Origin of the sequence: Cystobacter fuscus DSM 2262, from assembly GCF_000335475.2 — a bacterium.
Lineage (GTDB): Bacteria > Myxococcota > Myxococcia > Myxococcales > Myxococcaceae > Cystobacter > Cystobacter fuscus.
This window is the reverse complement of record NZ_ANAH02000066.1, coordinates 515213-539083: the sequence shown is the minus strand read 5'-3', so window position 1 is coordinate 539083 and position 23871 is coordinate 515213. Positions and strand designations below refer to the sequence as shown.

At 70.0% G+C, this 23871-nt stretch carries 19 protein-coding genes and 1 pseudogene; 13 read left to right on the top strand and 7 right to left on the bottom strand.

What is annotated here, in order from left to right:
* From D187_RS42855 to D187_RS42820, 9 genes are all read left to right on the top strand, one after another.
* The gene (locus D187_RS42855) at positions 1-936 is read left to right on the top strand and encodes an SDR family oxidoreductase (protein ID WP_002620790.1); all 936 of its coding nucleotides are present in this window, start codon (positions 1-3) and stop codon (positions 934-936) included.
* On the top strand, positions 933-2378 hold the full coding sequence (locus D187_RS42850) for a trehalose-6-phosphate synthase (RefSeq protein ID WP_002620789.1): 1446 nt from the start codon (positions 933-935) through the stop codon (positions 2376-2378). The genes D187_RS42855 and D187_RS42850 overlap by 4 nt, the downstream gene beginning before the upstream one ends.
* On the top strand, positions 2375-3631 hold the full coding sequence (locus D187_RS42845; RefSeq protein WP_002620788.1) for an aspartate aminotransferase family protein: 1257 nt from the start codon (positions 2375-2377) through the stop codon (positions 3629-3631). The genes D187_RS42850 and D187_RS42845 overlap by 4 nt, the downstream gene beginning before the upstream one ends.
* On the top strand, positions 3618-4679 hold the full coding sequence (locus D187_RS42840) for an MDR/zinc-dependent alcohol dehydrogenase-like family protein (protein ID WP_051256785.1): 1062 nt from the start codon (positions 3618-3620) through the stop codon (positions 4677-4679). The genes D187_RS42845 and D187_RS42840 overlap by 14 nt, the downstream gene beginning before the upstream one ends.
* Positions 4676-5869 (top strand): MFS transporter, encoded by a 1194-nt coding sequence (locus D187_RS42835; RefSeq protein ID WP_002620786.1) that lies wholly within the window; start codon positions 4676-4678, stop codon positions 5867-5869. Before D187_RS42840 ends, D187_RS42835 begins: the two co-directional genes overlap by 4 nt.
* Positions 5866-6897, top strand: a complete 1032-nt coding sequence (locus D187_RS42830; protein WP_002620785.1) for a BadF/BadG/BcrA/BcrD ATPase family protein — start codon at positions 5866-5868, stop codon at positions 6895-6897. The genes D187_RS42835 and D187_RS42830 overlap by 4 nt, the downstream gene beginning before the upstream one ends.
* Positions 6898-7363: 466 nt before the next feature.
* A complete protein-coding gene (locus D187_RS53340; RefSeq protein WP_076606333.1) occupies positions 7364-7558 on the top strand; it encodes a mersacidin/lichenicidin family type 2 lantibiotic in 195 nt (64 codons plus the stop codon).
* A gap of 144 nt (positions 7559-7702) precedes the next feature.
* Positions 7703-10957, top strand: a complete 3255-nt coding sequence (locus D187_RS42825) for a type 2 lanthipeptide synthetase LanM family protein (RefSeq protein ID WP_002620784.1) — start codon at positions 7703-7705, stop codon at positions 10955-10957.
* Positions 10958-10962: 5 nt separating this feature from the next.
* The gene (locus D187_RS42820) at positions 10963-12240 is read left to right on the top strand and encodes a glycosyltransferase (RefSeq protein WP_002620783.1); all 1278 of its coding nucleotides are present in this window, start codon (positions 10963-10965) and stop codon (positions 12238-12240) included.
* A 78-nt stretch (positions 12241-12318) separates the two neighbouring features.
* Here the strand turns inward: D187_RS42820 and D187_RS42815 are convergent, their stop codons facing one another.
* On the bottom strand, positions 12319-14931 hold the full coding sequence (locus D187_RS42815; protein WP_155893977.1) for a Kelch repeat-containing protein: 2613 nt from the start codon (positions 14929-14931) through the stop codon (positions 12319-12321).
* Between the two features lie 308 nt (positions 14932-15239).
* Here D187_RS42815 and D187_RS42810 point away from each other — a divergent pair, with 308 nt between their 5' ends.
* Positions 15240-16232 carry a chemotaxis protein CheB gene (locus D187_RS42810; RefSeq protein ID WP_245591966.1) on the top strand — a complete coding sequence of 331 codons (993 nt, stop codon included), beginning with the start codon at positions 15240-15242 and terminating at the stop codon, positions 16230-16232.
* 4 nt (positions 16233-16236) lie between these two features.
* Here D187_RS42810 and D187_RS42805 read toward each other — a convergent pair whose 3' ends face one another.
* Both D187_RS42805 and D187_RS42800 read right to left on the bottom strand, forming a co-directional pair.
* Positions 16237-17508 (bottom strand): sensor histidine kinase, encoded by a 1272-nt coding sequence (locus tag D187_RS42805; protein WP_043434304.1) that lies wholly within the window; start codon positions 17506-17508, stop codon positions 16237-16239.
* Complete coding sequence (locus tag D187_RS42800; protein ID WP_002620778.1) at positions 17505-19469, bottom strand: CheR family methyltransferase; 1965 nt, start codon at positions 19467-19469, stop codon at positions 17505-17507. Before D187_RS42800 ends, D187_RS42805 begins: the two co-directional genes overlap by 4 nt.
* Positions 19470-20064: 595 nt before the next feature.
* Between D187_RS42800 and D187_RS42795 the strand changes: the two genes are divergently transcribed.
* The 3 genes and pseudogenes from D187_RS42795 to D187_RS56890 all read left to right on the top strand — a co-directional run bounded on the left by D187_RS42795 (position 20065) and on the right by D187_RS56890 (position 21450).
* Positions 20065-20583 carry a DUF6310 domain-containing protein gene (locus D187_RS42795; RefSeq protein ID WP_002620777.1) on the top strand — a complete coding sequence of 173 codons (519 nt, stop codon included), beginning with the start codon at positions 20065-20067 and terminating at the stop codon, positions 20581-20583.
* A gap of 37 nt (positions 20584-20620) precedes the next feature.
* Positions 20621-20680 (top strand): hypothetical protein, encoded by a 60-nt coding sequence (locus tag D187_RS59790; protein WP_497463190.1) that lies wholly within the window; start codon positions 20621-20623, stop codon positions 20678-20680.
* Between the two features lies 1 nt (position 20681).
* Positions 20682-21450, top strand: a pseudogene (locus D187_RS56890) (DUF5953 family protein).
* Positions 21451-21453: 3 nt separating this feature from the next.
* On the opposite strand, the gene D187_RS59030 reads toward D187_RS56890, so the two are convergent.
* From D187_RS59030 to D187_RS42775, 4 genes are all read right to left on the bottom strand, one after another.
* Positions 21454-21585, bottom strand: coding sequence for a hypothetical protein (locus D187_RS59030; RefSeq protein WP_002620775.1), 132 nt, complete (start codon positions 21583-21585; stop codon positions 21454-21456).
* Between the two features lie 130 nt (positions 21586-21715).
* Entirely contained in the window at positions 21716-22237 is a 522-nt protein-coding gene (locus D187_RS42785; RefSeq protein ID WP_002620774.1) for a gamma-glutamylcyclotransferase, read from the bottom strand.
* Positions 22238-22261: 24 nt separating this feature from the next.
* Positions 22262-22834: a GbsR/MarR family transcriptional regulator gene (locus D187_RS42780; RefSeq protein ID WP_002620773.1), complete on the bottom strand. Its 573-nt coding sequence runs from the start codon at positions 22832-22834 to the stop codon at positions 22262-22264.
* Positions 22831-23835, bottom strand: coding sequence for a polyprenyl synthetase family protein (locus D187_RS42775; RefSeq protein WP_002620772.1), 1005 nt, complete (start codon positions 23833-23835; stop codon positions 22831-22833). The genes D187_RS42780 and D187_RS42775 overlap by 4 nt, the downstream gene beginning before the upstream one ends.
* Between the last annotated feature and the right edge of the window lie 36 nt (positions 23836-23871).

The window sequence follows — 23871 nt, the reverse complement described above, 5'->3', positions numbered from 1 at the left end:
ATGAGACACGTCCTCATCATCGGCAGCGGCTTCATCGGCCAGCGGCTCGGCCGGGCCCTGCGGGACGCGGGGCTCGAGGTGACGCTGTCCTCCCGCCACTGGCCTCCGGGGCTCGGACAGGAGCCCTGGCGGTGCCTGGATGCCACGCGGCCCGGAGCCATCGCCGAGGCGGTGGGCGCCACCGGGGCGCACGCCGTGGTGCTCGTGCACGGGCCCTCGGACATCACCGGGTGCGAGAGCGCGCCCGAGGCCGCCATGGCCACCCACGCGGGCATCGCCGCGCGCCTGTGCCAGGAGGCCCCCTCGGTCCGCAAGGTGTTGATCTCCACGGACAACGTCTTCGACGGCCAGGACACCAGCTACGACGAGTCCCGGAGCCCCAACCCCGCCAACGCCTATGGCCGGGCGAAGCTGGCCGCCGAGCACGTGCTGCTCTCCGCGGACCCGGGCGCCCTCGTCGTGCGCACCAGCCTCGTCTACGGGTACGAGCCCCAGGGCCCGGGCCGGGGCTGGCGCAACTTCTTCATGGTGGTGGCGGAGGCCGTGCGCGCCGGCCAGCCGGTGCAGGCCCCCGTCGATCACTGGAACACCCCGATCCTCGTCGATGACGCGGCGGCGGTGCTCGCGCGCCTGATTCCGGGACGCCAGGCGGGGCTCCTCCACCTGGCGGGACCCGACCGGGCGTCCCGCTTCGAATGGGGCCAGCTCATCGCCCGGAGTCTGGGCCAGGACCCCGGCCTCGTGCGGCCCGTGGAGCGTGCCGCCGGGCGCTACTCGTGCCGTCCCACCAATGCCTGTCTGCGCAGCCTGCGGCTGCACCAGCTCCCGGAGCTCTCCGGGCTGAGCATCTCGGGCCTCGCCGCGGGGGCCGCGCGTCTCGGCCCCCTTCTCGATGTCCCCCCTCCCCCCGCCTCGATTGAGGAAGTCATCCCATGAGCCAAGAACGCATCTTCCTTGCCAGCAAGCGCGCCCCCGTGACGTACCACCGCGATACCTCCGGAGCGCTCTCCGCGGAGCTGGCCCCGGGCGGCACCGCCAACGTGGTGGCCGATCTGGCCAGTCAGTTGGGCGTGTCCTGGATTGCCTGCGCCATGACGGAAGAGGACCGGTACATGGCCACCCAGCACCCCCGGGGCATGGAGGTGCAGGTGAGCGCCGCCGCCCCCGTCCGCCTCCACCTGCTCCAGCATGATCCCGCCGTCTTCGAGGACATGCAGGAGATCATCACCGCCGACCTGCTCTGGGCCAGCAACAACTACCTCTGGGATGGTTGGACGAAGCCCACCTTCGACGCGCGCAGCCACCGGGCGTGGAAGAACTTCGAGCGCTTCACGGAGACCTTCGCCACCACGCTGCTGGAGCGCTCGAAGTCCTGCGCGGAGCCCGTCTACCTGCTGCACGACTACCAGATGTGCGGAGTGCCCCAGCACCTGCGGGCCCAGCGCCCCACCGCGCCCCAACTGCTCTTCGTCCACATCCCCTGGCCCTCGGCGGACTACTGGCGGATGCTGCCACGGCCCATGCGCGAGGGGCTCCTGCGTGGAATGCTGGGCGCGGACGTCATCGCCTTCTTCGCCCACCGCTGGGTGCGCAACTTCCTGGCCTGCGTGGAGGATCTGCTGCCGGAGGCACGCGTGGACTACCCGTCCGCCACCGTGCGCTGGGAAGGCCGCACGGTGCGGGCGGAGGCGATGGCGCTCGGCTACAGCCCCTCGGCCCTGGACATCCGCGAGGGCGAGGGTTCCCCCGAGCTCGACGCGTGGATCGGCGACCACCCCCTCGTCGTCCACTCGGGCCGCACCGACCCCATCAAGAACGCCGAGCGGGCCGTGCTCGCCTTCACCGCGGCACTGCAAGAGGACCCGGGCCTGCGTCATGCCCGGCTGCTCGTGAAGATGAACCCCAACCGGCTCTCGGTGGAGGCCAACCAGCAGTACCGCGACCGGGTGGGCCGGGCCGTCGAGGCGGCCAACCGGACCCTGGGCGGCGAAGTCGTCCGGATGGTGTGCACCAACAGCGTCAACGGCACCTTCGCGGCCCTGAAGCGGGCGGACGTGCTGCTGCTCAACTCCACCGTCGACGGGCAGAATCTCACGGCCTTCGAGGGAACGCTGTTCAACCAGCGCGACGCGGTGCTCATCCTCTCGGAGCGCTGCGGCGCGGCCGAGGCGCTCGCCCACGTCTCGCGGCTCGTCAACCCGTTCGACATCGTCGAGCAGGCCCAGGCTCTGAAAGAAGCCCTGCGCGCCACCCCCGCCGAGCGGGCCGAGGCGGCGCGGCGGCGCCGGGAAGTCGTCCTCCGGTATGACCTGCCGACGTGGGTGCGCCAGCAGCTCTCCAGCCTGGGACTCGGCGCGGCCCAGGGGGAGCGTCGATGACGGTTCCTCCTCCCCCCTTCTATTACGAGACCGGCGACATCGTCCTCACCGAGGCCTCGGGAGTGCGGGTGCGGGCCCGGGACGGCCGGGAGTTCCTCGACTGCATCTCGGGGACCTTCAACCTCCTGCTGGGCCACAACCACCCCGAGGTGATGGCCGCCGCGAAGGCGCAGATGGACCGGCTGGTGCACACGGGCTCCTCCTACCTGTCGGAGCCCGTCGAGCAGCTGGGCGCGGCGCTGGTGGGCCTGGCCCCACCGAACCTCACCCGCGTGCACCTGCGCAGCCCGGGCGGCTCCACCGCGAACGAGGGCGCCATCCGCATCGCCCAGCACGTCACCGGCAAGCGGGATGTCATCACCATGTTCCGCAGCCACCTGGGACAGACCATGGCCACCATCGGGTACTCGGGCTTCGCCTTCCACCGGGCCCCGTTTCCCTACGTCATGCCGGGGGCGTTGCACGTGCCGGAGCCCTCGTGCTCGCGGTGCTTCTACGGCCAGAAGGCGGAGCAGTGCGAGCTGCCTTGCGTGTCGCGCATCGACGACTTCATCCGTTACGCCAGCTCGGGCAGCGTGGCGTGCGTGTTGATCGAACCCATCTTCGGGGTGGGCGGGAACATCGTTCCGCCGCCGCGCTACTTCCCCGAGCTCAAGCGCTTCTGCGAGGAGCGGGGCATCGTCCTCATCTTCGATGAAATACAGACGGGCTTTGGCCGCACGGGCGAGATGTTCGCCGCGAACTACTTCGGCGTCTCCCCGCACATGATGACCCTGTCCAAGGGCCTCACGGGGAGCGGCTTTCCGCTGGGGGCCATCCTCACCGAGGAGCGCCTGATGGGTCTGCCGCGCATCCACCACGGCTTCACGGGAGGGGGCAACGCGGTGGCGTCGGCGGCGGCCATGAAGACGGTGGAGATCGTCTCGCGTCCAGGCTTCCTTCCCCATGTCCGGCACGTGGGCACGCGCCTGCGCGACGGTCTGGCCCGGCTCGCCCAATTCCATTCCTTCATCGGAGAGGTGCGGGGAGTCGGCCTGATGCTGGGGTTGGAGGTGGTGGGCCCCCGCGGAGAGCCCGCGCCAGCCCAGGCGCTGGGATTACAGGCCGCCCTGCTGCGCCAGGGATTGATGACCCGGGTGTCCGAGCATGGGCGTGGCCACGTCATCGAGATGCGCCCGGCACTCATCATCACCGAGAAGGAAGTGGACGAGCTCCTCGCCCGCTTCGGAGAGGCGTGCCATGCCCTCGCCTGAGACGCGGACGCCAGAAGTGGGTGAAGCGCGCCCGGAACTGCGGCACGTGGCCCTGACGCCCGAGGGCCCCCAGCTCCGCCCGGGGCTGGCCTGGTCCCCCCGCCACCCGGCGGGCGTGATGGTGCGGCCCCTGGTGCTGGGCATCTGCCGCTCCGACTACAAGGAGGCCGCGCGGCAGCGCCAGGGGGCGAGCCAGTTCGGCCATGAAGTCGTGGGAGAGGTGGTCGCGCGCTGGGGCAAGGCTCCCTTCGAGGTGGGAGAGTGGGTGTGCCTGGATCCCAACCGCCCCCTCAACCGGGGAACGGCCTTCGCCGACCTCATGCCGGCCGATGGCACGGAGCAGGAGCTGACCGAGGCCCTGCACCGGGTCCCCGGCAGCGTGCGTCTGGAGCGGGCGGTCTTCGCGGAGCCGCTCGCCTGCGCGGTGCACTGTCTGGACCAGGTGACGCGGGCGCTGGGAGGCCAGGTCTCCGGAAGCGAGGTGCTCGTGGTGGGCGCGGGCATCGCCGGTACGCTCATCGCCCTGTCGGCCCAGGCCGCGGGCGCCACGGTCAGCCTGCGCAACGCGGGCGTGGACAAGCTGGAGTTCCTGCGCGCCACCGGGCTGCTGCCCGCCGGGGCCCTCGGCCAGGACGAGCCGCCCCGGACGCCTCCGCGGGCCATCGTGCTGGCGACCGCCTTCATCGAGGCCCGCTGGCTGCGCTGGGCCCTGGACACCGTGGCGCCCGACGGCGTCATCCTCCTGTATGGGGGAACGCAGGCCACGGATCGCTTCACCGAGGAAGGGGTCGCGCTCGAGCTGGACTCCTTGCGCCGCCAGGAGGGCACCGCCCACGTGCGCTGGGGGCAGAAGAACCTGACGGTCGCGGGCAGCTATGGCACCGAACCATCTTGTTTTGAACGAGGCCTGCGGTGGCTGGCGGCACCGGACACCACATGGGCGTTGGAGCGGCTGGTTCTGCGGCGTATTGGCCTGACGGAACTGCCCGTGGAATTGAGGGCGGAAGGGCCTCGAGCGCGGCCCGGAAAGGTATTGGTCGTGCCATGAAGGAGACAACGAGCAGTCCGGAGGGAGTCCCCCCGGCGACGAGCCCCTCGCGGTGGCCCATTGTTGGCATCGTCCTGGCCTATGCGGCCTGGGGCGTCTTCTGGGGCGCCTGGGGGGCCCTGCTGCCCGCCGTGAAGGAAGCGACGGGTTCCGGCGAGCGGGAGCTGGGGCTGGCGCTGCTGGGCGTGGCGGTGGGCGCCATGCCGGCGATGCTCCTGTTCGGTCCGTGGGTGGACCGGCTGCGCAACCGGGCGCTGCCGCTGACCCTGGCCGCCTTCGCCGTGGCCGTGGTGCCCCTGGGACTCGTCACCTCGCCCTGGGCGCTGGGCATCGCGCTCGTCTTCGTCGGCGCCACCTCGGGAGCGCTCGACATCGCGCTCAACGCGCGCATCGCGTCCCTGGAGGCGGCGATGGGGCACAAGCTGTTCAACATGGCCCACGCGGCCTTTCCCATCGCCGTCGTCTTCGCCAGCACCGGCGCGGGCCTCGGCCGTCAGCTCGCGCTGCCCGTGCCCCTGCTCATCTCCGTGATGGCGCTCCTGGTGTTCCTCACCGTGCCCGCCAACCTGGCCCGGCTCCCCGTGCCGGCCCACAAGGACAGCGCGCCCAAGGAGAGGCCACACGGTGCCTCGCTCCTGCTGAGCCTGGGCTTGCTGGGCGCCGCGGTGCACCTGGTGGAGAACGCGGTCGAGCAGTGGTCCGCCCTGTATCTGGAGACGGTGCTCGGCGCCCCGCCGGTGCTCGGAGGCACGGGCCCCGCGGTCTACATGGGCAGCCTGTTCTGCGGCCGGCTCGTGGCCCAGAAACTGGCCACGAGGATCGACGGGAGGACCCAGCTCTCCCTGGCCGGCGTCAGCGCCGCGGCCGGCCTGTTGCTGGTGCTCACCGCCACCCAGCCCGTCGTCGCCCTGGTGGGCTTCGCGGTGGCGGGCCTCGGCATGGCGGGCGGCGTCCCCACGGTGTTCAGCATGACCACCGAAATCACCGAGCCCTCGGCCCATGGTGCCGCCATCGCGCGGGTCACCCTGCTCGCCTACCTCGGCTATCTGATCAGCCCGCCCCTGTGTGGGGCCATTGCCCATCTCTGGGGGCTGCGGGCCACCTGGGGCATGCTCGCGGGGGCCGGGGCGGTGCTGGCGGTGGCGGCGTTCGCCCTGCCCCGGCTCCAGCCCCGGGTGGTCGCCTCATGACGTGCGATCTCGTCGTGGACGGAGGTGGCTCCACCACCCGCCTGGGGCTCGCCATCGAGGGCCGGCTCCTCACCCGGCTCGAGGGGCCGAGCTGCAACGAGCAGACCAGTGGGGGCCGGGGCATGGAGGTCCTCGCCGGGCTGCTCGAGCGGCTGTGGCGCGAACGGCCGGTGGGGGTGGAGCGCATTTCCACCGCGTGCCTGGCCCTGTCGAATGCCGGGACACGCCAGGCGCTCCAGGAGACGGGGGCCGCCCTGCGCGCCCTGGCGGAGCGCGGGTTGGAGCCCCTTCGGGCCGAGCGGCTGTGGCTGATGAATGACATCGTTCCCCCGGTCGCGGCCGGAGCGTGTGACCTGGTCGCCATCTGCGGAACGGGCACGGGCTACGCCGCCATGTCGCCCGAGGGGCACTGGGCCCGGGCCTCCGGCATGGAGTACCTGCTCAGTGACGAGGGAGGAGGCTTCGACATCGGCCGCCGGGGTCTGGCCGCCGTGGTGCGGATGCAGGATGGCCGGGGGCCGGTGACGAGCCTCGCCGAGGCGGCCGAGGCCTGGGCGGGCGAGGACCCCCGCGAGGCCACCCGCGCCGAGCGCCTGTGCACGCGGGTACATGCCACGGGCTCGCCCAAGCACACCGTGGCCAGCTTCGCTCCGGCGGTGCTGGCCGCGGCGGCCCAGGGAGACACCGTGGCCAGGACGATCCTCGCCGAGGCGGCCCGGGAGCTGGCGGCCGGCATCACCGCCGTGGCGTCCCGGTGCCACCTGAAGGGAACCGTCCGCGTCGGGCTGGGCGGCTCCCTGCTGCTGGCCCGCGAGGGACTGCTGCGCCGCGAGCTGACGGCCATGCTGTCCTCCCTGGAGTGGCAGTGGCTGGAGCTCCCCGGGGATCCGCTGGACTCGGTGGCCCGCCTGGCCCACCGGCTGACGCACGAGCCCGGCCGCCTGGCGAAGGTGCCCCTGGCCTTCGATCTTCGTGCCGCGGGAGAGTGGCGTGCGCGTGGAGGCGTTGCCGCCGCCCACGCAAGATGAGGCCAGGCTCGAAGGGCACGCGCGGGAACAAGGGCCCTTGGACAGCGGTCCTTGTCCCTCCCAGGTGCGTCGGACCTGGGAGGCCGGGGCGCCCTCGACGCTTGGGGGGCGACAACCGCACGCTCCCTCTGCACCTGCGCTCTCCCTCCACAGGTCTTCTCTTCGCCGCCAGGTCGCATCGCTCGAATTCTTCGACACCCTCTCCGGCCTACCGCAAGCAAATTGCCAATTCCTTCTCATTGAGCGGCTGCGCCGCGGGGCGTAGAGGAGGACTTGAGCCCCCTTGGTTTGGGATCAGGGGGTCGCGGGTTCAAACTTAGTCGCTCGGCCAGGCTGGCCCACTCACTGCTCCTCGAAGGGGTTGCTGGGAGGTGTAATTGTCGCTGAGCAGTCACAATTCCCGCCTGCCCCCTCCATCTGTATGCCTGGTTCATCATCCCCAGGCTTGCGGAAAAGGAGATCCACCATGTCGAAGAAGGTAATCCAAGTCTGGAAGGATGAAGACTTCCGCCTGTCAATGACGGAGGAGGAACGCGCGCGGTTCCCCGACAACCCAGCTGGTCTCCTGGAACTGACCGATGAGGCACTCGATGCTCTCGTCCACGGAGCTGCGGGGGTGAACGCCTCCTGCGGCTGGAGTAGCTGCAATAGAACCAACTAGAACCAGGCGGGACTGGCTGGACGCCGTGCGGCTAGCCCCGCCGCATACATCGATCTCGCGCCTCGAGCTGAAAAACCAAACAAAGGCAGATTCTCAATGGAATCGCTACACGACTCAGGAGAAAGTGATTTCGCGGGACCTCCTTTGGAGGAGCACGTCCTGCACAACCCTGTCTGGCATCGCAGCACGACGCTGCAGGAGCGGGTGCGGGTGCTTCGCAAGCGCTCGTTCGGATGCACGGACGAGGCGAGAAGCGATCTGGCCCGTGCCGCGCGTCGGCTCACACGCTGGCGCTCCCGGGCCTCACTCGAGCGCGACGATGACTTCTCCCACCGGCTCGCACTGGACGGACTGAACGAGGAGCAATTGCTGCGCTTGCTCGGTGAGCCCGCGGAGATATTGGCCGCACGCCAGGGCCCTCCCCCTGAATGGGTATCACGGCTGTTGCGGAGCCTGAGCCAGCCAGCAGCGGCCGATACGGACCAGGAGCAACTGACCCGTCGCTTCTCCCCGACGTCGGCCGCGTTCCTCTCGTTGCTTCAGCCGCTCATCTCGGAGGGCCGGTCTCGCCTCGAAGAGAAGCTGCGCCGATTGGTGGCCCGTCACCCGGGCGCTCCCCTTGGACTGGCGTCCGCTGCCGCGCTCTGCCTGCCGTACCTCTACGCGCGGCTGCACGAGCTGCAGGTTCGGACCCTGGTTCTCGAAATGAACGTCGCCCGTCTCGAGGGGCTCCTGACGGGAGGGAGCGCGGAGGAGCGCTTCCAGAGCTTCATCGAACGGATGCGTCAACCCGCACAGCTGCGCTCCCTGCTCGCAGAGTATCCCGTGTTGGCCCGGCGACTCGTCGCCTGCGTCGACACCTGGGTCTCCACCAGCTTCGAGATGTTGGAGCGGCTCACCGGGGACTTCCAGGAGATCCGCCTGGCGCTGAGCCCGAATCGGGAGCCCGGCGAGCTCACCGGCTGCGAGCCTGGTGCCGGAGATGCTCACCGCGGGGGCCGAACCGTCGTGCTCCTCACCTTCTCGTCGGGCCTGCGCCTCGTCTACAAGCCGCGCTCGCTGGCGGTCGCGGTCCACTTCCAGGAGTTGCTGACGTGGCTGGATGATCGGGGCGCCACCCCAGCGCTGCGGACCACCCGTATCCTCGACCGGGGCTCATATGGTTGGGTCGAGTTCATCGAGCGGAGTCCCTGTCGCTCCATCGAAGAGGTCCGCCGTTTCTACGAGAGGCAGGGCGGCTATCTCGCGCTGCTCTATGTGCTCGAGGCAACGGACGCGCACCTCGAGAACATCATCGCGGCGGGGGAGCACCCCGTGCTCATCGACCACGAGTCGCTCTTCCACTCGCACTTCCCCGTGGAAGGCGCCGACAGGGCCGGCCGGCAGGCCGACCTTGCTCTCGCGGAGTCGGTGCTACGCGTGGGGCTCCTGCCGACTCGGAGCTGGGCAGATGAGGACTCGGAAGGCATTGACTTCAGTGCCCTCGGCGCAAAAGCCGGGCAACTCTCTCCGGGCGCCGCGCCGATCGTGGAAGGGGTCGGAACGGACGAGATGCGAATCATCCGCAAGCGGGTCGCGGTCGATGGCAGCTCCAACCTCCCCATGTTGGAGGGGGTCGAGGTTGGCGTGCTCCCCTACGCTGACGCCTTCAAGGGGGGCTTCTCCCGGATGTACCGGCTGCTATTGGAGCACCGGGACGAGCTGCTCGATGCCAATGGCCCCCTCTCCCGGTTCGCCACCGACGAGGTGCGCATCATCGTGCGGCCCACCTATCTGTACCACCTGATGCTGCGCGAGAGCGCCCATCCGGACAACCTGCGCGACGCGCTGGACCTGGATGGCTTCTTCGATCGTCTCTGGAAGACACTGGAGCACATGCCCTACTCGCGCCCCCTCATTCCTTACGAGCGGGAGGATCTCTGGCGGGACGATATTCCCTTCTTCACCTCCCGCCCCCGCTCCCGCGACATCTGGAGCAGCAACGGCCAGCGGCTGCCAGACTTCTTCCCCGCCTCGGGTCTGGAGTTGTCCCGGCAGCGCATCGAGACGCTCTCGGAGGAAGACCTCTCCCAGCAGCTCTGGTTCATCGAGGCCTCTTTCACGGCGATCTCCGTAACGATGGGCGGCGGGCTGCTGCCGAGCCGTCCGTTGAAGGAGGCGGCGGTACCAGCGAGCCGGGAACGCCTTCTGGCACGTGCGGAAACCCTCGGCGACAGGCTCGCGGAGCTGGCCTACCGTCGTGCGGGGAGCGCCTCGTGGATCGGCCTCATGCCCGTGGCCGAGCGGTATTGGTTGCCGACCCCACTGGGCATCGACCTGTACAGCGGCCTGTCCGGGGTGGCGCTCTTCCTTGCCTGGCTCGGCGAGCTCACCGGCAAGGGGCATTACACGGAGGTCGCCTGGGAGACACTCGCCTCGATCCGACAGCGGCTCGAGGAAGACAAGTCCCTACCGGGCACCTTCGGCGCCTTCGGGGATTGCGGCGTCCTTCATGCGTTGGCGCACCTCGGCGCGCTTTGGAACGAGCCACGGCTCTGGGATGAAGCCGAAGCGCTCCTAGCGCGGCTGCCCGCACTCATCGACAAGGACAAGAAACATGATGTCTTTGGCGGCGCGGCGGGGTGCATCCTGCTCCTGCTGGGACTCGATCGCTGCCGTCCCTCGTCCCGTGCACGCGAGCTGGCTGTCCGGTGCGGGGAACAACTCCTCGCGTCGGCACAGACCATGGAGCAGGGTCTTGGGTGGCCTACCCCGCTGGGCCCGAGTCCCCTCACCGGGCTCTTGCACGGCGCATCCGGCATCGCCTGGGCCCTCTTCGAACTCGCGACGGCGACGGGAGAGGAGCGCTTCCGGACGACGGCACGACGAGCGCTGGAGTACGAGCGTGCCCACTTCTCGCCGGAAGCTGGCAACTGGCGGGACCTGCGTGCCGAGCCAGCGCCGGGTGGATTCATGGTGTCCCTGTGCCACGGTGCTCCCGGGGTGGGTCTCGCACGGCTGTTCATGCTCCCGAACCTCGATGCTGAGCAGGCGCACGAGGAACTCTCGGCCGCCGTGGCCACGACCCTGGCTCGGGGCTTCGGTGGCACCCATTCCCTGTGCCACGGCGACCTCGGAAACCTCGAGTTCCTGATGCTCGCGGAGAAGGTCCTGGGACAGAGCGCACTCGGCCACGAGCGGCAACGGCTCGCCGCTGCAATCCTCACCAGCATCGAGGAGGCCGGGGTCCTCTGCGGGGTTCCGTTGGGCGTGGAGACTCCGGGCTTCATGACGGGGCTCGCTGGCGTGGGCTACGCGCTGCTCAGGCTCGCGGAACCAGAGCGTGTCCCCTCGGTCCTCGCGCTGGAGTTGCCAGGATACATCCGGCGTATCGTTTCCAGGCCAGAGAGGAAGGACTGAGCACCATGCGATTCCTCTTCTGCTCGCTCAACAGTTACGGATTCCTCCTCTCGGCCATCGGGACCGCAGTGACCCTGCAAGAGCGTGGCCATGAGATCGCCTTCGTGACCGACACGATGCTCTCGGGCGCGTTGGCTCGTGCGGGCTTCCCCCGGATTCCCCGGGGGACTCCGGATGGGCCGAGTTTCGTCATTGATGGCTCGGGTAGTCCCCTGGAGATCCTGCGCCAGGTCCGCCACGTGGAGCGGGCGCTGGAGCACTTCCCGGCGGATGTGTTGGTGACCCAGCCGCCTGCCTTCGGGCCGTACCTTGTCGCGGAGCGCACGGGGCTTCCCGTGGCAACGCAGGGAATGGCCGTCTACCTGTGGCCGACGGCGGTGCCGCCCATCGATCCCCTGGTACGGGAGTTCGTGGCCCGCCGCTATCGGGGCTTCGCGCTGACCTATGACTCGGTTCGCGAACTGCTCGGCATGAAGCAGCGGGTGCGGGGCCTCGCGGACAATCCCATGATGGGAGACCTGCATCTGCTGCGGAGCGTGCCGGAGTTCGAAGGGGACATGGACAGCTTGCCCCCCCAGGTGTACTGCGTGGGAGACTGCCTCTGGGAGCTGCCGGAGAAGACCGAGCCCGCGCTCCTCGAGTGGATTGCACGAGCGCGGGATTCCGGCGAGCCGATCCTCTATGCGCAGCCCGGGCGATCCTTCTCGGGATATGAGTACTGGCCCAGCCTGGTAGAGGCGTTCGGAAACACACCCGTGCGTGTGGCCGCTTCCGTGGGACGCATGAATGCCCAAATGGGCGAGCCGCCGGAGAACTTCTTCGTCCGGCCTCACGTGCCACAGTCGGTCGTCCTGCCCCATACGCGAGCCGTCATCTCCAGCGCCACCACCACCTCCGTGCTCGGAGCCCTCACCCATGGCCTGCCACTCCTGCTGATTCCGACGGACGGAGGCGAGCAGATGGACGTGCTGCTACGCTGCATGCGTGCCGGGGTCGCACTCCGCCTGTCCGAAACAGTGGCCAGTTCCAGCCCCGAGCGGCTCCGCGCTTCGGTGGAGGAGTTGCTGGCTCGGGAGGATCTCCAGCGACAGGCCGCTGTACTCCAGGACGCGTTCCGGAGAGCTGGTGGACACGCGCGGGCAGCCGCGCTCCTCGAGGAGTTGGGGCGGCACGGGCGCGGCATGGAGCATGAAAGGGAGGGGACATCCCTCTTTCCAAGGCGAGGACCGAGAGAGGAGCCCGACGCCCCCGCCCCGAGAGTGGGCGGTGGGCTCCTCTCTTAGCCAGCGATTCATCGAGGCGCAGGTGCGCGGGGCGCTCACGGACGCGCCCGTGGGAGCGCGTCCGGGCGGCCTCCTCGCTCACGGTGTGTAGAGCATGCCCAGGGCCCAGCCCTCGGCGTAGCCGCCCACCACCAGCACCTGCCCCGAGGGCAGCAGCGTCGCCGTGTGGTACGCGCGCTGGCCGCCGATGTCTTCCGAGGCGCTCCAGGTGTTGGTGGCCGGATCGTACTGGTTGCTCCACCGCCCGCCCTCCCCGTCATCCCCTCCCACCAGCAGCACCTTGCCCGAGCGCAACAGCGTCGCCGTGGCGCTGGAGCGGGGCGCCAGGGGCAGCTTCCCCGCCGCGGACCAGGTGTCCGTCGCGGGCTCATAGAGCTGCGCCGTGTCGACGGGAGACCCGCCGGCCACCAGCACCTTGCCCGAGGGCAACAACGTCGCCGTGTGCCGCCTGCGCTCCTGGCCCGGGGACGCCGCCGGGGACCACGTGCCCGTCGTTGGATCGTACAGCTCCGCCGTGGCGGACGGCGCGCCTCCCACCACCAGCACCTTGCCCGAGGGCAGCAACGTCGCCGTGGGCGTCTGGTGATCCGCGAGCAGGCCTCCCGTCGGCGCCCAGGTGTTCGCCCCCGGGTCGTACAGCGCCGCCAGCGCTCCCGCCACCAGCAGCACCTTGCCCGAGCGCAACAGCACCGCCGCGGGCTTCAGGGCCGTGGAAATGCCCGTCTCCAGGTCCGCCGCCGGGGACCAGGTGCCCGTCGCCGGATCGTACAGCTCCGCCGAGCGCAGGGGCTCGCCCGTGGCCGCGCCCCCCACCACCAGCACCTTGCCCGAGGGCAACAGCGTCGCCGTGTGTTCGCGGCGGGGCGTGGCCATGCCGCCCGTGGTGGACCAGGCATTGGTCGCCGGATCGAACAGCTCCGCCGTCGCCACCGCGCCCGCCGGACTGCCGCCCCCCGCCACCAGCACTTGGCCCGAGGGCAACAGCGTCGCCGTGTGCGCGGTGCGGTTCAGCGTCGCCGAGGCCGGGGAGCGCCAGGTGTTCGCCGCCGGATCGTACAGCTCCGCGCCGGCCTGATCGTTGTCGCCTCCCAGCACCAGTGCCTCGCCCGAGGGCAGCAACACCATCGAGGCCCGATAGCGGGGCCGAACCATGGGGCCGGTGGGGGACCAGCTCTCCGTCGTTGGATCGTACAGCTCCGCCCCCCGCCCCTCGAGCAGCACCAACACCTTGCCCGACGGCAGCACCACCGCCGCGGCGATGTCGCGCTCCCGCCCCGCCGGAGACCACGTGCCCGCCGCTGGATCGAAGACCTCCGAACTCGCCCCTGGGTCGTCCCCTCCCCCCGTCACCCACACCCTGCCCGAGGGCAGCAGCAGCGCCACGTGGCCCATCCGGGACGTATGCAGGGAGCCGACGGAGGACCACGTGTCCGTCGACGGCTCGTACAGTTCGGCCGAGGTGGTGTCGCCCCCCGCCACCAGCACCTGGCCCGAGGGCAACAGCGTCGCCGTATGGCCACCGTGGCTCGCGAGCGGAGAACGCACCCGCCTCCACGTGCCCGTCGCGGGATCGTACAGCTCCGCCGTCGCGAGAGTGGTGCCATCCCAGCCCCCCACCACCAGCACCTGGCCCGATGGCAACAGCGTCGCCGTGTGCGAGTCGCGCGGCTCGGACATGGAGCCCGTCGGGGTGCTCGTGCCTGTCGCCGGATCGTACAGCTCGGCCGAGGCGGTGCCGCCCCCCGCCACCAGCACCTTGCCCGAGGGCAGCACGGTGACGGTGGGCCAGACCCGCCGCTCGCGCAATGCGCCCGTCAACCGGGAGATTCCCAGCGACGGCTCGTACACCTCCGTCATCCGCGCGGCGAGCGGCGTCGCCACGCCGCCAATCACCAGCACCCCACCCGAGGGCAGCAGCGTCGCCGAGAAGGACTCCCGGCCCCAGCTCAACCCCGCGATGGCGCTCCACGAGCCGGGCGCGAGCCGCGGGCACTCGGGCAGTCCGGCGAAGGTGAAGGCGCGGGACGTGGACAGCCCCAGCGCATTGCTCACCGTGGCGGTGATGGACGGCGTCTGCCCGGCGGACACGCACGAGGGCGCCTTCCAGGCCACCTCGCTCGCCGAGGCGCCGTTCACCGGCGTGCCCAGCGTCCCCAGGCTCGCCGACCAGGAGAAGCCGAGCGCGCTGCCCTGGGGATCCCTCGCCTCCACGCGCAGCGTGAGGGTGCCCGAGGGGGTCGCCGTGTCGGCGGAGCTCGTGGCCGACACCACCTCGGGCGGCCGGGGGGGCGGGGGTCCCAGCAGCGGCCGCAGGGTGATGTCCACCCGCGCCGTCTGCCCCGCCAGGATGGTGACGTCCGAGGCCTCGCCCACGAAGAGCTTCGAGTTCCCCGCGCCAAAGGCCTCCGCGTGGAAGGCTCGGTGGTCGCCCGCGGGGAGTTCCTCCATCGTCCCGTCCCACTCGCCCTCCACCCGCGCCAGCTCCAGGGTGCGCGGCTCCAGGCCCGCCGCCGAGAACGTGACGGACACCCGCTCCACGTTCGCCGAGGCAGGGCTCTGCTCGAGGTGAGCCACCAACCGGGCCGCGCCCGCCGTGACGGGCGCGCCAGGCGCATCCGGACGGCAACCCGAGACCATCCACACCAGCCCCACGGTCAACCATGACAACAGGAACGAACCTTGACGTCGCACGAACTCCCCCAGGGAAAACCGCGAGCCGACTGGAGCGCGGCACCGGACACGCTACCCGAGCCATCGCTCCCCCGGCAGGGACAACCGGGAGCCCGTCGAGGAGATCCCTCCTAGCGACGATGCCCCGCGGACGAGGAGTGGAACGCTTCCGCTCGGTTGCCCGCTCCCATGGGTGGGCGCGGATCCCGTGCATCCCTAGTTTGAATGAGTCGTTGAGTTCCGAGGGAACAGCTCCAATGGCACGCAAGCCCGTCATGCACCGAGACATCGTGGTCGTGGGAGCCTCGGCCGGAGGGGTCGAGGCACTCATGAAGCTGGTCGCGCAGCTGCCCAGGGACTTCCCCGCGGCCGTCCTCGTGGTGCTGCACCTGTCCGCGGGCCACCGCAGCCTCCTGCCGGAGATCCTCATGCGCGCGGGTCCCCTGCCCGCCATGCACCCGAAGCCCGAGGCGCCGCTGGAGCCGGGTCGCATCTATGTGGCCCCCTCGGATCTCCACCTCCTGGTGGAGCCAGGCCGCGTCCTGGTGAACGCCGGGCCCCGGGAGAACGGCCACCGGCCGGCGGTGGATCCGCTCTTCCGCTCGGCGGCCCGGGCCTACGGGCCGCGAGTCATCGGCGTGGTGCTCACGGGCGCCCTGGACTGTGGCACCTCGGGATTGCTGGCCATCAAGGCGCAAGGGGGCCTGGCGGTCGTCCAGGATCCCGCCGATGCCTATTGCCCGGACATGCCGCGCAGCGCTTTGGAATTCGTGAAGGTGGATCACACGGTGCTGCTCGCCGACCTGGGGGCGCTGCTCGTGCGGCTGGTCTCCACCCCGCTCACCCGCCACGAGGTCCCCAAGCCCTCGGGCCGCCTGCAGGAGGAGGTCAAGGTCATGCGCGAGGTGCGTGGTGTTCATTTGGATCCCCAGGACACGGGAAAACCCTCGCTCTTCTCCTGCCCGGACTGTGGCGGGGTGATCTTCGAGATGGATGAGGAAGGGCTCCTGCGCTACCGCTGCCGCGTGGGCCACGGCTACACCGCCAAGGCCCTCTCGGTGAATCAGCAGACGGCGATGGATGGCGCGCTGTGGGCCGCGCTGCGTGCCCTGGAGGAAAGCGCCGCGTTGTCGCGCCGCATGGCGGCGCGCGCGAACGAGCGCAACCAACACCATGCCGCCCAGCGCTACGAGGCGCGCGCACGGTCCACCGAGGATCAGGCCGAGCTCATGCGCCAGATGGTGATGAACAGCACCACCCGGCCGCCTCCCGAGGAAGAGCCCGAGGAAGCCCTCGACGCGCCGAAGCGGATGGAGGTGTGAGCCCTCAACCCCGCCGGGGCTTGCCTCGCGCCGGCGCGCGCTTGCCGCGGGAGGCCCGCTGAACGGGGGCGGAGGGAGACAGGAGCGGGAAGGTGAGGGTGAAGAGCGCCCCACCCTCCGGACGGTTGGACGCGGTGATGGTGCCCCCGGCCCGGGAGACGACGCCATAGGCCATGGACAGACCCAGGCCGGTGCCCTTGTCTCCCTTGGTGGTGAAGAAGGGCCGGAAGATGGAGTGCAGGTTCTCCGGGGGAATGCCCGTGCCCTCGTCGGCCACGGTGAGCACCACCTGAGCGGACTGCGCGTGGCCGCGTACGCGAATGGTGCCGCCCCGGGGCATGGCATCCCGCGCGTTGAGCATGAGGTTGATGAGCACGTAGCGCAGGTCCGTGGCCGAGCCGTTCACGAGCGGCAGCGACGGCACCTCCACCTCCAGGTGCAGGGGCACGCCCTCCCGGGCCGAGCGGTGCTCGAGGTCGTCGCGGACGATGTCCACCGCCTCGTGCACCACGTCCGTCAGCCGCACCTGTTCGCCGGGCCGCGGCTCCGGGGCCTGCCGCGCGAAGTCCTGGAGGTGGTGCACGCGCGTGGTGGCATCGCTGACGATGCGCACCAGGGCATCCAGGTTGCCCCGCTGGCGCTCGGCGAACACCGTGTCGCGCTGGATGAGATCCAGGCGCAGCTTCATGGCGTTGAGGGTGTTGTTGAGATCATGCACGAGCCCGGCCGCCATCTCCCCGAGCCCGCGCAGGTGCTCCCGCTCGGCGAGCGCCGCGCGGGCCCGCGCCAGCTCCTGCTCGGCGAGCACCTGCTCGGTGATGTCGAGCGCCAGGACGAGCACGCGGGACTCCGCCCCGGGGGCCTCGGTGATGAGATCCGTGCGCAGCTCCAGGTACTGCTCACCGCCTTGCAACTGGTAGCGGGCGACACGCGGACCCCCCGCGTCGAGCGCGGCCCGCGCTTCCGTCAGGGCCACGTCGCGCAGGACGTGCGATGGCCCCTCGCGCTCCTCGCCGAGCCTGCACCACCGCCCTGGCTGCTGGGCCAGCGCATGCCAGCGGCGGTTGGCCATCTGGAGCATGTTCCCGCGCAGCAACGCCAGCCCGCTGGCCGTCGTCTCCAGGGCCCAGGAGGAGAGCTTCCAGGTGGTGATGTGCTCGGCGTTGCGCGCCTCCAGCCGGTGGACCAACGCCTCGTGCTTGCGCAGCAGCTGCTGGTACTTGGCCAGCAGCTCCGAGACGAACGGGATATGCACGGGCCGGCGGGGGGGACTCATTTGCGCGGCCGCCCCTTGAGCTCGCCCTTGAGCTCGCGGTTCTCCTGGGCGAGACCGGAGGAGCGGGTGGTGTCCTCGAAGAGGAGGACGGCGCCGAGGGAGTGGGACTCGTTGTTGAGCGGGGCGACGATCAGCGTGGCGGCACCGCGGCCCCCATGGGGCAACTGGTAGATGACGTGCTCCAGGCGCAGCGAGCGGTTCTCCGCCACGTGGCGGCGGATGCGCTGGAGCAGCGAGCGCTTGAGCGCGGGGACGTGCAGGGTCCAGAGCACCTGCCCCACCGCCTCGCGCTCGGTGAGCCCCAGCAGCCGCTCGGCCGCGAGGTTCCAGGTGGTGATCTTCCCCTGGGGATCGAGCACCAGCACGCCCACCGTGAGGGTGCGGATGATGGTGCGCTGACAGAAGCCGAGCGCGTCCAGCTCCTCGGTGCGGTGGGCCAGCTCGCGGTTGATGGCGTCCATCTCCGCGTTGGCGCTCTGCAGCTCCTCGTTCGTCGTCTCCAACTCCTCGTTGGTGCTCTGCAGCTCCTCGTTCGTCGTCTGCAACTCCTCGTTGGCGCTCTGCAGCTCCTCGTTCGTCGTCTCCAGCTCCTCGTTGGAGGCGCGCAGCTCCTCGTTGAAGGTCAGCATGCGCTGGCTGACGGTGTTCAGCTCGTCGTTGGCGCGCTTGAGGCTCTGCTCCAGGGCGCGCAAGGAGGAGATGTCGTCCGAGCTGAACAGCAGGCCCTGGGCCTCGCCCTGGGTGTCCCGGAAGGCAACCACCACGGTGCGCAGCACCACCGGGTCCTGGCCGGCGACCTCCATCACCCCCTCCACCGTCTCCCTCTCGGAGCGGCCCGCGAGCACCCGGGCGGTCAGCTTGGCGAGCAGCTCCGGCGTCAGACCGGGCAGCCCCACGGCGGCCAGCTTGTGGTCGAGCACCTCGGTGTCTTGCCGTTTCCACAACCGCGCGGCCGCGTGATTCCAGAAGGTGACGGTGCCGTCCAGGTCCGTGACGATGAGGGGGCAGGGCTGAGCGTTGAGCACCTCGCGCAGGTGGCGCTGGAACTCCTTGTCCCGGGGGAGTTCCTCCGCGAGGGGCGGCGGCGCCGGCGGGGCCGGGTCCGCCGGGATGGGACGCCGCAGGAGGTTGGAAGGGTCCTTGCGGAAGTCCTTGCGGTAGATGCGCCGGCCCAGGTCGATGGGCTCGAAGAGACGGGCGGCGAAGGGGATGAGCTCCGAGCGGCCCAGCACCAACGCTCCCTGCGGCCGCAGCGCGAAGTGGAAGCGCGACAGCACCCGCTTCTGCAACTCCGAGTCGAGGTAGATGAAGACGTTGCGGCACAGGAGCAGATCGATGCGTGAGACGGGCGCGTCGGACACGAGGTTGTTGACCCCGAAGACGACCGCGCGGCGGATCTCCTTGCGCACGGTGAAGCCCTCGCCGGTGGGCACGAACCAGCGGGCGAGGCGCTCCTTGGAGACACCTTCCACCTGCTGGGGGGTGTAGATGCCGCGGCGGCCATAGGCGATGGCGGCCTCGTCCACGTCGGTGCCGAACACCTTGAGTTCCGCGCCCGGGGCGCCCGAGCCGAGCGCCTCGGCGGCGATGATGGCCAGGGAGTAGGCCTCCTCGCCTGTGGCGCACCCGGCGCTCCAGATGCGCAGCTCCTGGTCCGGCCGCCGTCGCCGCACCAGCTCCTCGAGCACCTTGTCGAGCGCCCCCCACACCTCCTTGTCCCGGAAGAAGGTGGTGAGCTTGATGAGCATGGAGGAGACGAGGGTATTGACCTCGTCGGGGTCGCGCTCCAGCAGCGCCAGGTAGGCGGCACGGTTGCGGCACCCGGTGGCGGCCACGCGCCGCTCGACGCGCCGTTGCAGCGTGGCGCGCTTGTAGTTGCGGAAGTCGAAATTGCGTACGTGCCGGACCCGCTCGAGGATCGCTTCGAGTTCGTTATCTCGGGAAGAACGGGAAATGGCCATTAGACCCAGGGCTGTAGCGGAGAAAACTACAGCTCTTCAAGTATGGCGGCACCTGCCCAGGCACCAGTAGGTCAGGAAATACTCTCCTGGAGTACAGCCCTCCTGGATGACTCCTGAAGTGCTGAACAGAGACCCCTCCCTCCGGGCCTGGGAGCCTCAAGCGAGGAAGCGCTTCCACCACCGGGACAGCGCCTGCTCGTCACCCGCCCGGCTTGTCCCGCTTGCTGCCCCGCCTGCTGTCACTCACGGGGCGCGCCGTGCGAGCCCTGCCGCGCTGGGGAGGTGGGCGAGGCGGTTCTGGCTGCTCCACGGCATCATCAGCGGGTTCCAAGGCCCAGGTGCCCTCCTCCCAGCGCTTCAAGGCCTCGGAATCACCAAACGGAACCACCCCCTGCCCCTTCGCGGAACTTCTCGAGATTCTTCACCAGATCTCACTCCCCACATTTTGCTCCTGACCTGATTGGAGGATGTAGCCATGCGTTTCCGAGCGTGCATCGCATTTCTGCTCTTTGTCTCGGCCTGCGCTACGTCGGCATCGAACCCAGGAGAGCCAGCGGCCCGAGACCCGAGGCGCGCCAACCTCCAGCGAGCGGCGATGCTGCCCTGGACGGACGAGGGGCGGTGCGCCGTCCGCGAAGCTTCCGAGCCCTGGCCCGTGCTGGTGGAGCGGTGCTTTCATGCCCTGGACCATGACCGGATCGAGTTTCACGACCCCACGGGAAGATGCGCGCTCGCCTCTGCTGGTGCCGCTGCCGTGGGACTTGGGGTCTGCGTCCTGGCGGCACCGGAGATCGTCGTGGGAGCGGTGATCGTCACGGGCGTGGTGGTGGTGGGCTTCGCCATCAAAGAGGCCCTGGAGGTGTATGAGCTGAGTTGGGGCAACCCCGAGGTGGGGCCCGTGCCTGAAACGCGGCCCGTGCCTGAAACGACGCCAGCCCCACAGAAGCCCTCACCGAAACAAAGTCCCAAGCCGGAGCCAGCGGAGCAGGACTGGCTGCCCCCATTGCCGCCCGGGCCCTTGGAGCGAGAGCGCCGTCCGGAGTGCAAGCCTCGACGGGTGCCGCCCAAGGGTGGGAACAGGCTGCACAACAAGTGCGCTGGCGTGTGGATTTGACTTCCGGGTCGGTGTGCGAAGCACAACGCACAAGGCCATGCTGGAAATCGAGGAACCGCAACTCCAGGATATTATCGTCCTCATGGATTGGTGCTGAAATGTCCGCCACACGAAAAGACCAGATGTCCATGATCGTCTACGCGCCTGCGCTTGCGGTCAATGATGGCCGTCCATTGGCTGTTGTTCATGGAATGGAACGCGCGGTCCCTGGCTTGCGCATCGGGTTTCTGATTTCTGACGAGGGACAACTCATCCCGTTACAGGATCGTGATGCACTCGTTGCCCGTGAGAGCAAGCGCGGGGAATTTCCGACTCTGCGCAGCATCGATGACAACTTCCGAGTGATCGTCATGGGATGGGGGAAACCGGCGGGGATATCCCCTGGCGGTCGGGCACAGTTTGAATTCCATGTGTCACTGCCTCTGTCCGCGGACGGCATCGCGGCCGCGGCGGCCTTGCTAGAGGCCGTGGCGGAGGAAGCACGCGCGTTCTGGGGGCTCGTGACGCCGTTCAGCGCGGGGGTGGACATCGCGCGCCAGACGAAGAATCGGCCCGACGACCTGGAGCCCCCTCCCCGAGGGCTGCCGGTGATCAAGTCCCCGAGTGCCATGCGCTTGCCTGAGATTCCGCATCGCCTGGGTTGGATCAACTACTGGTCGGCTTGCCTCACGAGCCATCGGGTTTCCGGACTCCACCCGCGACGCGGACCTGCTCTCTCGCTCACGGCGTACCGAGACGGGCGGATGGGTGGTGCAGCTCACGGACGCACCGCTCGACCTGGACAACCCCGCGCACCTGGACGCGCTCAAGCGGGCCTACGAGCACTTCCCGGAGATCGGCGGGCGCGCAGCCCCTTACGCGCGCTGAGCCTCAGAGGAAACGCTTCCACCACTGGAGCAGCACGGGCTCGTCACCCGCCTGCTCCGAGCAGGAGAACACCCCCGGCGCGAGGTCGAAATGGTCGTGGGGAAGGAAGAAGACGATGCGAAAGACATCTCTCACGAGGAGATGGTGCTCGACGGTCTCGACCGTTCCCCCTTCGGGAGTCCACGACGACCGGGTGATGGGCCCGGAGATTCTGACTCGGGGGGCCCGCGTCCAGGGCCAGCCGGGTCGTGGTGAGGACACGGTGTCAGGGCCCGCGGGCCAGGCGCTCGATGTACTCGGTGGGCAGGCCCGCGCTCTTCGCGCCACGCACCAGCGCCTCGATGAAGCGCGGGCTCACCGGCCCCTCCGTGGACGCGCGCCGGGGCGACGTCACGAACGCCGTGGCCTTCACCTCCTGGCCCTCCACGCGCACGCGCACCTCGCGCTCCACGCACATCCCCGTCACCGCCCCCTCCTTGTGCTGGATGATGGGCCAGTCCTTGCCCCCAATCTCGAACAGCCGCCCGAACACGCTCCGCCCCGGCGTGTCCGTCAGCCCCGCCACCCGCCCTCCCCACCACCGCGAGGGGAAGTCGTAGACCAGGTCCACGTCCAGCGCCTCGGCCAGCCGGCCCTCGGGCAACTCGAAGAAGCCGTAGCTGTGCTGATCCCTCCACTCCAGGAACGCGGCCCGGTCCAGGATGGTGGAATAGGCGAAGTACAGCCGGGTGGCCCCGGTGTCCGCCGCGTTCCGCGCCTTCATCACCTGATCGTAATGCGAGTCCATGGGGTGCTCCTCCTCACGACGGGCCTACCGGTTCGACTCCTCGCGCAGCGCGCCGAGGATTCCGCCCACGTCCAGCCGCGCCGTCTTGATGAACAGGCGCAGCGCGCGCTCCACGCGCTCGGCGAGCGTGGCCATCTTCTCCAGCCGCGCCAGCCGCTCCGAGGGCACCAGGCCCTGCGCCTGGGCGAGCCGGCGCGCCTCGAGCAGGTCCTCGCGGATGCGGGCGATGAAGGACGCCTCGCGCTCCTCCACCACGTGGGACACCATGCGGATGAGATCCGTCTCGGCCGCGTAGCGCCAGGCGCTGTCCTGGGGCGAGCGCACGCGCCGCACCACGCCCCAGCGCTCCAGGTCGCGCAGCAGCATGGACACGCCGCCCTTGGACAGCTCCAGCTCGCGCTCCAGCTCGCCCGCGGTGAGGGGCTCGCCGCGCAGGTAGAGCAGCGCCCACACCCGGCCCTGGTTGCGTTTGAAGCCCCAGAACTCGATGACGTTGCCCACCGCGTCCGTGGCGACGGCCTCCCAGGGAGCCAGGTGCCCGGAGACGGGCGGCCCACCGCGGCCCGTCTCGCCACCCGTCCACAGGTAGCCCTTCATGCCGCCCGGCTCCGGGCCTCGGCCTGGGCGGTGATGCCCTCGGAGAGCTGACGCGCCCAGCGCACCAGCTCCGTGCCCATGCCCTGGTGCGCGTAGGGCCCGAGCGCTTCCAGGGCCGAGGCGATCTCCGCGTTCATCCGCTCGACGGCCAGCGGCACCGCGTCGGTGCGCTCGATGGCGTCGCCGAGGGCGCGCGTGCGCTCAGCGTTGATGGTGGTGAAGGCCCAGGCGTCCTTGAGCTTGCCGCGCAGGGAGCCATCGCGCGCCACGGCCAGGAGGATGGGCAGCGAGGGCGTGCCGGAGAGCATGTCCGCGTAGCGCGGCTTGCCGGGGTCGGTGCCGAGCACGTCGCGGATGTCGTCGGCGATCTGGAAGGCCACGCCAAGCCGGCGGCCGAAGGCGTCGAAGCGCTCGGCGGCCTCGGGCTGGCCGGCGAGCGTGGCGGCGGCATGGCCGCACCAGCCGAAGAGCGAGCCCGTCTTGCCCTCGGCCACGTAGCGCAGCCGCTCCAGGGGCAGCTCCAGGTTGCCGCGCGACTCCACCTCGGCGATGGCCGCGCGCGACATCTCCATCACCACCGCGAGCGCGCTCTGGGTGAGGCGCGGGTCCAGATTGCTCAGGCGGAAGAGCGCCGTGGAGAGGATGAGGTCACCGCTCATCACCGCGACGATGTTGCCCCAGCGCGCGTTCACCGTGGGCCGGGCGCGGCGGAACATGCCGGCGTCCACCACGTCGTCGTGCAGGAGGCTGGAGGAGTGGATCATCTCCGCGGCCACGGCCACGTCGAGCAGCTTCTCGGGGGGGACGCCGAAGACGCCGCCGAAGAGGCGCACCAGCAGGGGCCGGGCCCGCTTGCCGCCAGCGCCCAGGCACAGGTGGCGCGCGGCCTCCATCAACGTGTCTCCCTGGGTGTCCGGTCCCGCGTCTCCGTCCTCCAGCATGGTGCCCAGCCGCTGCTCCACGCTCCCCAGAAAGTCCGCCAGCTCACGCGCCAATTCCATGTACCCCTCTCCTCCCGCGGCCGTTCATATAGTTCA

Bases quoted from the DNA above. Each gene is read 5' to 3' on its own strand.
- D187_RS42855 (WP_002620790.1), top strand. From the start codon at position 1: ATGAGACACGTCCTCATCATCGGCAGCGGCTTCATCGGCCAGCGGCTC.
- D187_RS42850 (WP_002620789.1), top strand. From the start codon at position 933: ATGAGCCAAGAACGCATCTTCCTTGCCAGCAAGCGCGCCCCCGTGACG.
- D187_RS42845 (WP_002620788.1), top strand. From the start codon at position 2,375: ATGACGGTTCCTCCTCCCCCCTTCTATTACGAGACCGGCGACATCGTC.
- D187_RS42840 (WP_051256785.1), top strand. From the start codon at position 3,618: ATGCCCTCGCCTGAGACGCGGACGCCAGAAGTGGGTGAAGCGCGCCCG.
- D187_RS42835 (WP_002620786.1), top strand. From the start codon at position 4,676: ATGAAGGAGACAACGAGCAGTCCGGAGGGAGTCCCCCCGGCGACGAGC.
- D187_RS42830 (WP_002620785.1), top strand. From the start codon at position 5,866: ATGACGTGCGATCTCGTCGTGGACGGAGGTGGCTCCACCACCCGCCTG.
- D187_RS53340 (WP_076606333.1), top strand. From the start codon at position 7,364: ATGTCGAAGAAGGTAATCCAAGTCTGGAAGGATGAAGACTTCCGCCTG.
- D187_RS42820 (WP_002620783.1), top strand. From the start codon at position 10,963: ATGCGATTCCTCTTCTGCTCGCTCAACAGTTACGGATTCCTCCTCTCG.
- D187_RS42810 (WP_245591966.1), top strand. From the start codon at position 15,240: ATGAAGCTGGTCGCGCAGCTGCCCAGGGACTTCCCCGCGGCCGTCCTC.
- D187_RS42805 (WP_043434304.1), bottom strand. From the start codon at position 17,508: ATGAGTCCCCCCCGCCGGCCCGTGCATATCCCGTTCGTCTCGGAGCTG.
- D187_RS42800 (WP_002620778.1), bottom strand. From the start codon at position 19,469: ATGGCCATTTCCCGTTCTTCCCGAGATAACGAACTCGAAGCGATCCTC.
- D187_RS42795 (WP_002620777.1), top strand. From the start codon at position 20,065: ATGCTGCCCTGGACGGACGAGGGGCGGTGCGCCGTCCGCGAAGCTTCC.
- D187_RS42785 (WP_002620774.1), bottom strand. From the start codon at position 22,237: ATGGACTCGCATTACGATCAGGTGATGAAGGCGCGGAACGCGGCGGAC.
- D187_RS42780 (WP_002620773.1), bottom strand. From the start codon at position 22,834: ATGAAGGGCTACCTGTGGACGGGTGGCGAGACGGGCCGCGGTGGGCCG.
- D187_RS42775 (WP_002620772.1), bottom strand. From the start codon at position 23,835: ATGGAATTGGCGCGTGAGCTGGCGGACTTTCTGGGGAGCGTGGAGCAG.